The organism is Lactococcus sp. DD01 (genome assembly GCF_001578715.1).
Taxonomy (GTDB): Bacteria; Bacillota; Bacilli; order Lactobacillales; family Streptococcaceae; genus Lactococcus; species Lactococcus petauri.
In genome coordinates this window covers 817,249-830,803 of record NZ_KQ968939.1, presented here as the reverse complement: position 1 = coordinate 830,803, position 13,555 = coordinate 817,249, and the positions used below count along the sequence as shown (strand labels likewise).

General features: G+C 39.9%; 11 protein-coding genes and 1 pseudogene. 7 read left to right on the top strand and 5 right to left on the bottom strand.

The features are described from left to right. Positions 1-157, top strand: a pseudogene (locus LACDD01_RS12635) (transcriptional regulator); the annotation flags it as partial. A gap of 146 nt (positions 158-303) precedes the next feature. Beyond that, positions 304-825 (top strand): DUF5626 family protein, encoded by a 522-nt coding sequence (locus LACDD01_RS04005; RefSeq protein WP_197458026.1) that lies wholly within the window; start codon positions 304-306, stop codon positions 823-825. Positions 826-987: 162 nt separating this feature from the next. On the opposite strand, the gene LACDD01_RS04000 is transcribed toward LACDD01_RS04005, so the two are convergent. From LACDD01_RS04000 to LACDD01_RS03985, 4 genes are all read right to left on the bottom strand, one after another. Continuing rightward, entirely contained in the window at positions 988-1,941 is a 954-nt protein-coding gene (locus LACDD01_RS04000; protein ID WP_019293707.1) for an ABC transporter permease, read from the bottom strand. Further along, positions 1,941-3,011, bottom strand: a complete 1,071-nt coding sequence (locus LACDD01_RS03995; protein ID WP_019292477.1) for an ABC transporter permease — start codon at positions 3,009-3,011, stop codon at positions 1,941-1,943. Before LACDD01_RS03995 ends, LACDD01_RS04000 begins: the two co-directional genes overlap by 1 nt. Continuing rightward, positions 2,995-4,524, bottom strand: coding sequence for an ABC transporter ATP-binding protein (locus LACDD01_RS03990; RefSeq protein ID WP_004258328.1), 1,530 nt, complete (start codon positions 4,522-4,524; stop codon positions 2,995-2,997). The genes LACDD01_RS03995 and LACDD01_RS03990 overlap by 17 nt, the downstream gene beginning before the upstream one ends. A 281-nt stretch (positions 4,525-4,805) precedes the next feature. Beyond that, a complete protein-coding gene (locus LACDD01_RS03985; protein ID WP_061413282.1) occupies positions 4,806-6,431 on the bottom strand; it encodes an Rqc2 family fibronectin-binding protein in 1,626 nt (541 codons plus the stop codon). A 103-nt stretch (positions 6,432-6,534) separates the two neighbouring features. On the opposite strand from LACDD01_RS03985, the gene queG reads away from it, so the two are divergent. From queG to LACDD01_RS03960, 5 genes are all read left to right on the top strand, one after another. Continuing rightward, positions 6,535-7,590: a tRNA epoxyqueuosine(34) reductase QueG gene (queG, locus tag LACDD01_RS03980; protein ID WP_061413280.1), complete on the top strand. Its 1,056-nt coding sequence runs from the start codon at positions 6,535-6,537 to the stop codon at positions 7,588-7,590. A gap of 51 nt (positions 7,591-7,641) precedes the next feature. Beyond that, complete coding sequence (gene prfB / locus LACDD01_RS03975; protein ID WP_061413278.1) at positions 7,642-8,739, top strand: peptide chain release factor 2; 1,098 nt, start codon at positions 7,642-7,644, stop codon at positions 8,737-8,739. Between the two features lie 209 nt (positions 8,740-8,948). Next, a complete protein-coding gene (gene ftsE, locus LACDD01_RS03970) occupies positions 8,949-9,641 on the top strand; it encodes a cell division ATP-binding protein FtsE (protein ID WP_017369093.1) in 693 nt (230 codons plus the stop codon). Further along, entirely contained in the window at positions 9,634-10,569 is a 936-nt protein-coding gene (gene ftsX / locus LACDD01_RS03965; protein ID WP_019293704.1) for a permease-like cell division protein FtsX, read from the top strand. Before ftsE ends, ftsX begins: the two co-directional genes overlap by 8 nt. A gap of 390 nt (positions 10,570-10,959) precedes the next feature. Then, positions 10,960-12,564 carry a hypothetical protein gene (locus tag LACDD01_RS03960; protein WP_061413276.1) on the top strand — a complete coding sequence of 535 codons (1,605 nt, stop codon included), beginning with the start codon at positions 10,960-10,962 and terminating at the stop codon, positions 12,562-12,564. Positions 12,565-12,635: 71 nt separating this feature from the next. Here the strand turns inward: LACDD01_RS03960 and nrdF are convergent. Next, positions 12,636-13,555: class 1b ribonucleoside-diphosphate reductase subunit beta (nrdF, locus tag LACDD01_RS03955; protein ID WP_082779264.1), on the bottom strand; the 920-nt coding region annotated here is incomplete at its 5' end.

Below are 13,555 nucleotides of genomic sequence, written 5' to 3'. Positions count from 1 at the left end.
AATTGCCTGTCTTTTTGTAGAATGTTTATTTAAATACAAACAAACTGGAAAAGTACAGTATAAAACTACAATGAAGTCTATCTGCAAAGCTTCTTATATGTATGATGGACTCATGAAAAACTGGTATCAGAAAAATTATGAAAGCTATGTAAAGTAGGATATATCTAATTAAATATGGATTATCAAAGAGCTCTAGATGATTTATATTTAAAGGAACTTTTATATAGAAAAAAGATAAGGAGGTTAATTATTCATAGTTGAGATGTGTCACCCATAAAAAATTGGAAAAAGAAAGGAAATATCGTGAAAAGGACTATTATTCGTTTAAGCAGCATAGTAACTTTATTCTTAGCTTTTGTACTATTTTCTGCTTCCATTGCTTATGCAGAAGACGGAGCGGGCGCTTCTTCATTAGTGGAATATACTCTTGTAAGGGATTCGACTTTTGATTTAGAAGCTTTACCACAAGAGGGAGAAACTAAGACAGTGAGAGACAAGAATGGAGAAGAAACTCATTTTTCAGTAATACTTGAAAACAGTAATTTAAATCGTATAGCTAATGGAAGATATAGGATAAGCGCTTGGGGGATTGGCTGGAGAGTTACTTATTATATCAGAGTAGTTAATAATAGGATACTTTCCGCATATGATTTAAATTACATTATAGCAATGCCTGTTCGTTCCTCTAATGTAAAAGTTGATCATAGTAGGCAAGCAACGGCACGCTTTGGTTTTAATACACCAATACACAATGTACTTTCTTGGACAGGGTGGGTTCGAGTAAGACTGGATAATTCTAATAGGATAGTGGTATATAATAATTGATTTTAGTTAGTATAGTTTTTATACTAATCATAGTTTTAATTGTCGTACTCGTTTATCTCCTCAAAAAACTTATTTTGAAAATAAATAAGTAACCATCCGTAATGATGTGATATATGATTCGATTAATAAAAAAAGCATCTCAAATTGAAATGCTTTTTGATTTTATTTCGTTTTGATATAGTTAACACCATCAGCTTTAGGTGCGACAGCTTTTCCAAGAAAGGCCGCAAGAACGATGATAGTCACTACGTATGGTGCCATTTGGAGGAAGGCAGAAGGAATTTCTTTGATAACGGGAATTTGGCCGCCTACAACTGCCAGTGAGGTAGAAAGTCCAAAGAGGAGGGAAGCAAGCATCGCTCCAACAGGATTCCATTTACCAAAGATCATAGCAGCCAATGAGATGAAACCTTGCCCTGCGATTGTAGCTACAGAGAAGTTACCTGAGATAGATTGGGCATAAATTGCACCACCAATACCACCAAGGATACCGGAGATGATAACCCCAGCATAACGCATAAGGTAAACATTGATACCGAGAGTATCTGCTGCTTGAGGGTTTTCACCTACTGAGCGGAGACGAAGTCCGAATTTCGTTTTAAAGAGAAGATACCAAGATAGGAAGGCAACGAGAATTGCAAGGAATCCTGGTAGTGAAGTTTGTGAGAAGAAGATTTGTCCAATCACAGGAATTTTTGAGAGAACGGGGAAATTCCAGTAACCAATTTGGTTAGTAATATTTACCTGTCCAGCATTGTAAAACGTTTGAATTAAGAATACGCCAAGCGCAGGAGCCATTAAGTTAAGAACTGTACCTGAGACGATATGGTCAGCGCGGAAGTTAATGGTTGCTACCGCATGAATCAGGGAGAAGATACCACCAATAAATGCTCCAAAGAGGATGGAGAGCCAAGGTGTCATTCCACCAAATGTTTCTGTGAAAGTAAGGTTAAAGACGACCGAACTGAAAGCCCCCATTGTCATAATACCTTCTAAACCAACGTTGACAATACCACCACGTTCAGAGAATACTCCACCGATACTTGTAAAAATTAGAGGTGTTGAGTAAATAAGCATATTTGCAACAATAATTTGCAATGTATCTACGATATTCATTATGCTTTTTCTCCTTTCTTCTTAATATTTGGGAGAACCTTTTCGATAATATATTTTACGGCAATAAAGAAGATGATTGTAGCTGTGACAATCTGTACAATTTGCGGTGGAATATTATCGATATTACTCATATTTCCTGAACCTGTTTGAAGCATTGAGAACAAGAAGGCAGCAAATAGGATACCGACAGGATTTGTTTCACCTAAGAGTGCAACAGCCATACCGTTGAAACCAATGTCTAGTGTTGCGGATTGTGTAACGAAGTTTTGCATGTATCCAAAACCGTAAACTACACCGCCAAGACCTGAGAGAGCTCCGGCAACTAACATTGACATGATGATTGTACGTTTGGCTGAAATTCCTGCATACTCAGAAGCATCTGGATTTAAACCGACAGACTTAATTTCAAAACCAAGTGTAGTCTTAGAAAGGACAATAGCCATAATGACAAGAACGATTAAAGCAATAAAAAGGCCAATATTCAAGGTTGAATTATTTGTCAAATCTGACAACCAACCTGTACGGAAGGAAGCATTTGCACTAATCAATTTTGTTTGGTCAGTTGAGTTAGGCATCATGATTTTTGAACTAAAGACATCATGAATCAAGAAGGTTGACATAAAGAGGATGACATAGTTAAGCATGATGGTAGTGATGACTTCCGAAGTACCTAAGAAAGCACGTAAGATACCAGGAATTGCACCCATAAGAGCTCCAAAGAGCATACCGATAATGATTACTAATGGAATCATAATTGGTTTAGGGATATCAGGGAAACTGAGAGCAAACCACATTGACATAATCCAACCTGCAAGAGCCTGACCTGACATACCGATATTAAAGAGACCGGCCTTCATACCAACAGAGAAACCTAAGGCACAAAGAATCAAAGGTCCCATAGTTTGAAGTGTTTCACCAATGGCACGTGGTGTACCAAAGGCACCGATAATTAAATCTTCGTAACCATATATAGGATTAAAGCCGAAGATGAGCATAATGATTGCACCAATTAAGAAACCAGAAAGTACGGCGATAATAGGTACAAGGATTTTTTTAGTTTTGCTGTTCATTGATATTACCTCCGACCATGAGAATTCCAAGTTCTTGTTTGCTTGTCGTTTCAGGACTGACAATTCCTTGAATTTGTCCATCGTGAATAACAGCAATACGGTCCGAAACATTCAGAATTTCATCTAATTCAAAAGATACAACGAGCACAGCTTTTCCTTCATCACGTGCTTGAATCAAACGCTTGTGGATATATTCAATGGCACCGACATCAAGCCCACGTGTTGGTTGAGCAACAATAAGCAAGTCAGGATTACGATCGACCTCACGCGCAATAACAGCTTTTTGTTGGTTCCCGCCTGAAAGTGATTTGAAAGGAATTTGTTCACCAGCACCGCGGACGTCGAACTCTTCCATAAGTTCGCGGGCTTTAGCATTGATTTTATTGTAATCCAAGAAACCGTACTTACTTAATGGTGCTTTGTAATAAGTTTGAAGCGCAATATTTTCAGCAACAGTCATCTCGAGTACTGCACCATCACGGTGACGGTCTTCTGGGACATGACCTACAGAATCTTCAATGATTTTACGAGGTTTGTGAGTGGTGATGTCTTTACCTTTGAGTTTAACAGAACCAGAATCAATCTTCATCAAACCAGTAATGGCTTTAATCAATTCTGTTTGACCATTGCCATCAATACCAGCAAGACCGACAATCTCCCCAGCACGGACATCTAAAGAAAGTCCTTTTACAGCGAAGGAACCACGTTTTTCTTTAACAGAAATATTATCAATACAGAGAACAACGTCCTGCGGTTGAGCAGCTTCTTTTTCCGTTTTGAAAGATACAGAACGCCCCACCATCATTTCAGCGAGTTCTTTATTTGACTTATCTCCCAGTTCGACTGTTTCAATAGAAACACCGCGGCGAATAACAGTAATACGATCAGCTACCGCACGGATTTCATCAAGCTTGTGGGTAATAAGAATGATGGACTTGCCTTCTTTAACCAAATTGCGCATGATTTCCATGAGCTCAGTGATTTCAGAGGGAGTCAGCACAGCTGTAGGTTCGTCAAAAATTAAGATATCTGCTCCACGATAAAGTGTCTTCAAAATTTCAACACGTTGCTGCTGTCCAACAGAGATATCGCGAACAAGTGCATCGGGTTCGACAGAAAGTCCATAACGTTTTGACAATTCCACGATTTTATTTCGAGCTGTTTTAAGGTCAAGGCTTAAGCCTTTCGTCACTTCACTTCCGAGCATGATATTTTCAGTAACAGTAAAGGCATCAATCAGCATGAAATGCTGGTGAACCATACCGATACCAAGCTGAGAAGCTTTTGTTGGAGAGTCTATTTGCTCGAGTTTGCCGTTAACATGAATCTCGCCTTCTGTAGGTTCCAGAAGACCAGAGAGCATGTTCATCAGAGTTGATTTACCGGCACCATTTTCACCGAGCAAGGCGTGAATTTCACCTTTTTTCAGCTCCAAGTTGATCTTGTCGTTTGCGACAAAGTCACCAAACTTTTTGGTAACGTTGATCATTTGGATAACATTTTCGTTGGCCATGGCGGCTCCTTCTAAAAAAATTTATGACATAATGCCTAAAGTTAAAAAAGAAAGACTTACTGGAAAGCCCTAATATAGCTACACTTTAGACAAAATAATTACATTTTATTATAACAAATATCGGGGCTTTTATAAAGAACTTTCTATACCTAAAAATGAAGCGTTTTCACAAGTTGTTAAAGTTTTCAGTGTTTTAAAGGGTTTTTGACAATTTTTACATAGAAAATTTAACGGGACTTTGATAAACTAAAAAGTTCACAAAAATTATATGTGAACTTTTTTTATTTTATTTTTGCATTTTTGATGATGGTCTCATCAGGCGTAACACGAATAGTTTTTTGACCAGTATAAGTCACAAATCCTGGAGGAGTTCCTGTTGGCTTATGAAGTTTCTTCACATCAATCATATCAACCTGTACTAAGTTAGAATAACGGGCCTTAGAAAAATAAGCTGCGAGTTCTCCGGCGAAAGTTATCGTTTCATCTGAAGGATTTGCATTCCCAGTAATTAAGACATGGGAACCAGGAATATCCTTCACATGGAACCAGAGGTCACCTTTACGACTGAGTTTAAAACTGACTTGCTCATTTTGAAGGTTATTTTTACCGACAAGAATAATCGTTCCATCTTCAGCTTGATACTTTTCTGGAGGCAGCATTTTTTGTTTTTTATTATTCCGATATTTTGCCTTAACAAATCCTGTTTGGATGAGTTCTTCACGGATATCGGCAATTTCAACGACGTCAGCATGCGTAAGATTAGCTTCAACAGATTCCAAGTAAGAAATTGTCTGTTTAGTGTTCGCGATTTGATCGCCAAGAAACTTCACAGCCTGTTTTAATTTTTGGTAGCGGTGGAAGTAGCGTTGGGCATTCTGTGAAGGACTAAGTGCAAGATTTAGGCTAATCGTGATTGGCTCATTGGTATAATAATTATCTAAGGTCACTTCAGGCTTATCGTTTGGAACTTGATGAAGGAAGGTTGTAAGCAGCTCTCCTTTTTGGCGGAAAATCTCAGCATTCTCTGTAGCACGTAACTCCGCTTCCTGTTTTTTGAGCTTGTCACGATTTTTCTTAAGCTCATTTTGAACTTTTTTGATCACTTCACTAGCAACTTGCTTTACACGATCACGCTCGGCTTTATCCGCATAATAAACATCGAGCATTTCAGATAAGCTGGGAAATTCTTGATAGTCTTCCGCAAGTTGAATGGCCGAAAATTTATCATTAGGATAGATTGAAGGAAGGACTTTATGCAATTTTTCCTTGAATTCCGGAAGTGTCAAGTTCTCTAAAGCTTGGAGGCTATCACGCCCGATACCTTGAAAGGTTGACTGTAATGTATGTGTCTGCAGTGCCTCAAAAATCTTTTCGTCAGAAGCTGTAAAAGGATCGACCTTATCGCTTGCCGGAGGGGCAATATAAGTCGAACCGGGAAGAAGGGTACGATATTGGTTTTGCGAAAATCCGACATGCTTAATGGATTCAATAATTTTATTGCTGCTTTTATCCATAAGGATAATATTACTATGTTTCCCCATGATTTCAGCAACCAGTGCAATCTTCATAGCGTCACCAATTTCATCTTTGGTTGAGATATGGAAAATCAATTGGCGGTCATTGCCTACTTGCTCAATATCTTCAATAAAAGCGCCAGACAGGTACTTGCGTAAAATCATGACAAAATTATTGGGATTTTGAGGATTTTGGAAGTCTGTCTTAGTGATTTGGATTCTGCCGAAAGTTGGATGAGCAGATAATAATAATTTATGTGATGTTCTTCCTGAACGAACCGTTAAAAGAAGTTCTTGTTCAAAAGGCTGATTGATTTTTTGAATTCGTCCTCCTTTAAGGATTTCAGAAATTTCAGCTGTCATATGATGTAAAAAAATACCGTCGAAAGCCATGTTTTACCCCGTGTTTCTTAATAATCTAATGCTTATTTTAACATAATTATGAAGGCTGTTGGTAAAAATTATGTTAAGATGTCTATAAAGAAAGGTTTAACAGATGAAAAGTTTAAAAGAAGAGATCCAAAAGCTTGCGGCAGACCTCAATATTCAAAAAATTGGATTTACAAAAGCGGATGATTTTGAATATCTTCGTGCCTCTTTGATTGAACAGAAAGAAGCAGGACACACGTCTGGTTTTGAACATAAAAATCTCGATGAGCGTTTACAACCAAAGTTGTCTCTCGAAGATGCAAAAACAATCATATCCATCGGTATAGCCTATCCTAATAAGGCAGAAGAAAAGCCCGAAAAAACAGAATTTCGCCGAGGCTCCTTCTCCCGGGGAAGTTGGGGTGAAGATTATCATCATGTGCTTCGCCGAAAGTTAAAAGAACTTGCGGAAGGGATAGAAAAAATAGCGGGTCGTTTTAACTATACAGCCATGGTGGATACAGGTGCACTTGTGGATGTCGCTGTAGCTGCGCGTGCAGGTTTGGGATTTGTGGGGAAAAACGGTTTACTCGTCAGCAAGGAGTACGGTTCTTGGATGTTTTTGGGCGAACTGGTGACCAATTTAGAGATTGAGGAAGATCAGCCTGTCGATTATGGCTGTGGCTCTTGTACACGCTGTGTCGATTTCTGTCCGACGAAGGCACTTTTAGGAGATGGGCGCTTAAATGCGCAGCGTTGCTTATCTTATCAAACACAAACACGGGGGCCGATGCCAGAAGAATACCGTGAAAAAATTAAAACGGTAATTTATGGTTGTGATATTTGCCAAGTGGTTTGTCCCTATAATAAGGGAATAAACAGCCATTTCCACCCGGAAATGGAGCCCGATCCAGACTTGACAAACCCAGAGCTGCTCCCACTTTTGGATTTATCTAATAAAGAGTTTGCGAATAAATTTGGCAATATGGCAGGCAGCTGGCGAGGGAAGAATCCTATTCAACGCAATGCGATCTATGCCTTAGGAAATGCAAATGATCGCTCAGCATTACCTAAGTTGCACGAAATCGCTGAGAATGATGTTAGGGATTATATGGTAGATGCTGCCGAATGGGCGATTGAAAAACTCGAAAACAAGCATCGTATTCGACCACGAAAAAGATAGGAGCCTTAGAGCTGCTGTCTTTTTTTGGACAAATATGCTAGAATAGAGCCTATGGAACTATCTGAAATTAGAAATAAACTAGAGACATATGGTCAGAAAGTCGAAGATTTTCGTGGCTCACTTGACTTAGATCGCTTAGAAGAAGAAATCGCTTTGCTTGATAATGATATGGCTGAGCCTGACTTTTGGAATGATAATGAAGCTGCGCAAAAAGTCATTGATGAATCAAATGCGCTTAAGGCAAAGTATGAAAACTTCATGTCAATTGCAACACTTCATGAGGACAGTGAAGTGTTGTTGGAGATGCTTCAGGAAGAAGACGGTGAAGATATGCAAGTCGAACTTGAAGAGAACGTTGAGAAGTTAGGTAAAAAGATTGAAACTTACGAGTTGGAAATCATGCTCAACCAACCTTATGACCACATGAATGCCATCTTGGAAATTCACCCAGGATCTGGGGGAACCGAGTCACAAGACTGGGGCAGCATGCTCATGCGTATGTATGAACGCTGGGGCGCTGCACACGGCTTCAAGGTAGAAGTTTTGGATTATCAAGACGGAGATGTTGCAGGTCTAAAATCAGCGACATTAAAATTTGAGGGCCGAAATGCCTATGGCTTCTTACGAGGCGAAAAGGGAGTACACCGATTGGTGCGTATCTCGCCTTTTGACTCACAAAACCGTCGTCATACTTCATTTACTTCGGTAGATGTCATGCCAGAACTTGATGATACAGTTGAAGTTGATGTTCGCGATGCAGATATTAAGATGGATACTTTCCGCTCAGGTGGTGCAGGTGGGCAAAATGTCAATAAAGTCTCAACAGGTGTACGTTTGACACACGTTCCTACTGGAATTGTAGTGGCTTCTACAATGGACCGTACACAATACGGTAACCGAGACAAAGCAATGGCCATGCTGAAATCAAAACTTTATCAATTAGAGATGGATAAAAAACAAGCCGAAGTCGACGAACTCCGTGGTGATCAGTCAGACATCTCTTGGGGAAGTCAAATTCGTTCTTATGTCTTTATGCCTTATCAGTTGGTCAAAGACACAAGAACAGAGTATGAGACAGGGCAAATTGATAAAGTAATGGACGGAGATCTTGATGGCTTTATCCATGCTTACCTACGTTGGAAAATGTAAGTTGGTAATTCAAGCGAAATTCATTTGTAACTTTAAAGAAAAACTGTAAAATAATTTATACCTAAAAATCTTTTTATCTGGTATAATGAGAAGAACTTTGTTTTTTTGGAGCAGAAAAAATAGTTTCAAAAAAGGAACTCCCTTCCCTCTTTATAGAGAAGAAAGGGGAAGAAAAAAGTTGCAAAACAATTCAATGGAGACTAGGGATAATGAGTATTATTAAATTAAATAATGTATCAAAAAAATACTCTAACGGTACAACAGCCTTACGTAACATCTCTCTTGACATCGAAGCAGGAGAATTTGTTTATATTGTTGGACCGTCTGGAGCTGGTAAGTCGACCTTTATTAAGTTGCTCTACCATGAACTAAAAATTGACAAGGGGACAGGCGTCGTTGCAAAGTTTGACTTGATGAAACTTAAACGTCGTGATGTGCCTTTGTTACGTCGTTCTGTAGGGGTTGTCTTCCAAGACTACAAACTCTTGCCGAAGAAGACTGTATATGAGAATATCGCTTATGCAATGGAAGTTGTCGGAAAACGTCCACGCGAAATCAAAAAACGTGTCAATGAAGTTTTGGATCTTGTAGGCCTAAAACATAAATTGCGTTCTTTCCCTGATGAACTTTCAGGTGGTGAACAACAACGTGTAGCAATTGCACGTTCAATCGCTAATGCGCCTAAACTCTTGATTGCTGACGAACCTACAGGAAACTTGGACCCAGAAAATTCATGGGAAATTATGAATTTGCTCGAAAAAATTAACTTGCAAGGAACAACTGTTCTCATGGCAACTCACAACAGCCAAATCGTAAACACATTACGTCACCGCGTTGTTGCTATTGAAAATGGACGTATCGTTCGAGACCAAGCGGAAGGAGATTACGGTTACGATGATTAGAAATTTATTTAAACATTTATTGGAATCACTGAAAAATCTCCGTCGTAACGGATGGATGACTGTAGCAGCAGTTTCCTCTGTAATGATTACTTTGACTTTAGTCGGACTTTTTCTCTCAGTTATTTTAAATACGGCGAAATTGTCCAGTGATATCGAAAAAAATGTACGTATTGTTGCATATATGGATTTGAATATTCATGATATGGATAAGAAAATTGAAGATCCAAAAAATCCTAAGAAAGAAATCAACAATCCAAACTATCGTAAAATTTATTCAGAAATTGAAAAAATCCCTGATGTTGCTTCAATCAAGTTCTCAAGTAAAGATGAACAACTTAAGCAATTGACAGAGACATTGGGCAGCACTTGGGCTCTTTTCCAAGGTGATGCTAACCCGCTCTACGATGCTTATATCGTTGAAGCAGATAACCCACAAGATGTCGAAAAAGTTGCCAGTGCTATTAAGAAAATCAACGGTATCCAATCTGCAAACTATGGTGGTGCCAATACAGAACGTATCCTTGCTTTAGGGAATAACGTGAAGATTTGGGGTGGTGCAGCAGCAGCTCTACTTATCTTAGTTGCTGTCTTCCTCATCTCAAACACAATCCGTATCACGATTATGTCACGTCAACGTGAGATTCAGATTATGCGATTGGTGGGTGCGCGTAATGGTTATATTCGTTGGCCATTCTTCCTGGAAGGTGCTTGGGTTGGACTCTTGGGAGCTATTGTCCCAAGTGTATTGATAGCTTGGCTTTATAACCTAGCTTTCACAAGCTTCACACCAAGCTTGAAACCACAAAGTCTATATCTGCTTCCCGCAGACACCTTTGTGCCAATGATGGTTGGCTTACTCTTCCTTATCGGTATCTTGATCGGTTCACTCGGAGCAGTAACTTCAATGCGTCGTTTCTTGAAAGTTTAAAAATGAAAATAAGTCCTACTAAAAAGTAGAACTTATTTTTTTGTCCTTAAATTAACTTGTACCCTGAGTAAAAACTAGAAAGTCATCATTAAGAGTGCCCAGATATTATTTTGAAAAACTTAGAAGATACATTACAATAAGATTATAAAATGTTATTAGCGTTTCTTATAGATAACAAAAACTTGACGAGGTAAATGCGATGGCTTATAATCTTTTAGCACAGCACAGCACAGCACAGCACAGCACAGCACAGCACAGCACAGCACAGCACAGCACAGCAGTAATTTTCTGCTCTTTTTCTGCTTACAATCCGACGTCCTTAGAACACAGGACGTTTTTGACTTTCTCCGCGGTATGGAATAAAAAACGAGTGAAAGGAGAAATGAGGCTATGAAGCAGAGCAAAAAACAGAAACTAAGGAATATACTATTACTCTCCTTACTCCTCCTCGTAGGTGGTACTTTTGCCTTTACCGCCTTCAACCAGCAGGTCATCAATGAGCGCTTACTTGATAATAATGTCGGAGGACGTGTCCATGATTATTACGATGTGGAGACAGAAAACAAAGACGTTTTTGTCGAAAATTATGGAGAAGGTCCGATCATGGTGCGCGTTCGCTTGTCGGAGTTTATGACAATTCAGGAACGTGGCCAAGATAGCTGGAGACCTGTAGTGTCTGGTACAGAACGTGATGATGTAGAAACATGGTCTATTTATCGTCCGTCACCCACCAATATCAATACACGGCTAGGAACAGGCGGGGTGGACTTTAATCGCTTCTCGAATCTTACTTTTGGGCGAGTAAGTGACACCACACCTTGGTATTTACCTACATTTAATCTTGACAATACTGATTTGAGGACAGCTGCCGCAGGTGATGCACTCGACTATGTGGCAGGTGACGCAACTCATCCTGGAAACGGTGAAGCAGACTTCTGGGTTGCGGATGACTATTACGAGAATACTGCAGGCAGGTGGCCAGGTTCCACAGGGAGACGTGACACTGCACAAAATCTAAGTCAAGAGAAGGCCCCAATAACTATGGCAGAATGGCTTGAGCTTGATGATGATGAGAAAATCGGTAACTTTTGGGTTATCGACCATCAGACAGGCTGGGCATATTGGGCAAGTAAGCTGGAAGCCGGACAAGCAACCTCTTACTTACTGGATGCCGCGGAAATGACAGACCAAGCAAGAGGGATTAACGGTTTAGCTTATTATGCTATCCATGTAGCGAGTGATTTGGTCAGTCCTGAGCATCGTGAGGAATTTCTAGCCCCTGATGAGGAGGGGCAACACCATCCAAATTTGAATCTACTGATTGAGGGAATCAATAGTAATGAAGTACGAGAAAACGTGTTATTGAACCCGGAGAACGATTTTAACACCTTGAACTTTAGGCTCATGAGGGCTTCGGAAACAACACTATTTTGGATGGGGGGGCATCAGACATACCGTTATTTAGAAAATTTGGGCAATGGTTTGCACTTGATTATCCTTGAGAACGGTTTTGTTGTCCCGGGAGAGAATCGAGAGGCTGCCTTTACCAATTGGGTTGACACTGTTCTTCCAGAGTCGATAAAAAATGCGATACAGCCTGTAAATGTAGGTGCGGCTTTTGACACAGGAAGCACTTTTGGGACTAGCGTTGGACTTACTGCAGGAGGCTGGGTGGTCAGGGACTTTGCGGACCTAGATATGCCTGAGGTTATTGCGGATAGGACAAGAGTGACTCCAGAAGCAGAGGGTGGCGTGCGCCGTGCGTTTTCCCTTTCTCTAGCAGATGTGCAGCACTTGTCAGCTACTGGAGGAATAGGGTTTATGAATGCAGGAAATCGTATCGGTCAGGGCAGTGGGAATAGCTGGTGGGAGTTACGCACTCCTAGTACGCCAGATAATCATTGGGTTATTAATGGTGGTACGGGAGGGCTTGTTGAAAATCATACCAACATGCCTCAGGTGCTTCTCCGCCCTGCCTTTATTATTCGACAATAGTACTCCACAAATTAACAATATCAAGAAAACAAATCAAAAAAGATTAGGAAACAATTCCTAATCTTTTCATCTTATTTCATACCAATCATATAGTCGTCATCTGACATAGCTTCAACTTCACCGAGCAGGTAAGAATTACCAACTTGACTAAAGAAGTCATGGTTTGACGAAGAAGTAGAGATACCGTTCATTACAACAGAGTTGACATCCGCTGCTGTATCGGGGAAGAGGGGATCTTGTCCTAAGTTCATAAGTGCCTTATTGGCATTGTAACGAAGGAATTTCAAGACTTCATCTGTCCAGCCGATTTCATCGTAAAGCAAGTGTGTATAAGCTTCTTCGTTCTCATAAAGTTCGTAGAGCAAGTTGTACATCCAATCACGGAGTTCACTTTGTTCTTCTTCAGATAATTCGTTGAAACCAAGTTGGAACTTGTAACCGATATAAGTGCCGTGGACACTTTCATCACGAATAATAAGTTTGATGATTTCAGCAGAGTTGATCATCTTGTTGTTGCCGAGATACCAGAGTGGTGTGAAGAAACCAGAGTAGAAGAGGCAAGTTTCAAGGAAGACACTTGCGATTTTCTTCTGAAGTGCTGTACCATTTTGATAGATATCGTTGATGATTTCTGCCTTCTTTTGCATGTAAACATTTGTATCGACCCAATCAAAGAGCTCTTCAATCTCTGATTTTGTATTTAAAGTACTAAAGATTGTAGAGTAAGATTTGGCGTGAACGGACTCCATAAACTGGATATTGTTGAAACATGCGATTTCTTGAGGAGTACGTGCATCATGTTTGAGCACCTCTGCACCGTCTACAGATTGTAAAGTATCCAAGAGAGTCAAACCAGCAAAAGCTTTCGCAAAAGTATCACGTTCAACTTGAGGCAATTTGCGCCAATCGTCAAGGTCATTTGAAACAGGGACACGTGTGTCCAACCAAAACTGGCTGGTCAGTTTTTCCCAAGTATATTTATCAATAGAAT

Bases quoted from the DNA above. Each gene is read 5' to 3' on its own strand.
- LACDD01_RS03985 (WP_061413282.1), bottom strand. From the start codon at position 6,431: ATGGCTTTCGACGGTATTTTTTTACATCATATGACAGCTGAAATTTCT.
- ftsX (WP_019293704.1), top strand. From the start codon at position 9,634: ATGATTAGAAATTTATTTAAACATTTATTGGAATCACTGAAAAATCTC.
- ftsE (WP_017369093.1), top strand. From the start codon at position 8,949: ATGAGTATTATTAAATTAAATAATGTATCAAAAAAATACTCTAACGGT.
- LACDD01_RS04000 (WP_019293707.1), bottom strand. From the start codon at position 1,941: ATGAATATCGTAGATACATTGCAAATTATTGTTGCAAATATGCTTATT.
- LACDD01_RS03995 (WP_019292477.1), bottom strand. From the start codon at position 3,011: ATGAACAGCAAAACTAAAAAAATCCTTGTACCTATTATCGCCGTACTT.
- prfB (WP_061413278.1), top strand. From the start codon at position 7,642: ATGGAACTATCTGAAATTAGAAATAAACTAGAGACATATGGTCAGAAA.
- LACDD01_RS03960 (WP_061413276.1), top strand. From the start codon at position 10,960: ATGAAGCAGAGCAAAAAACAGAAACTAAGGAATATACTATTACTCTCC.
- LACDD01_RS03990 (WP_004258328.1), bottom strand. From the start codon at position 4,524: ATGGCCAACGAAAATGTTATCCAAATGATCAACGTTACCAAAAAGTTT.
- queG (WP_061413280.1), top strand. From the start codon at position 6,535: ATGAAAAGTTTAAAAGAAGAGATCCAAAAGCTTGCGGCAGACCTCAAT.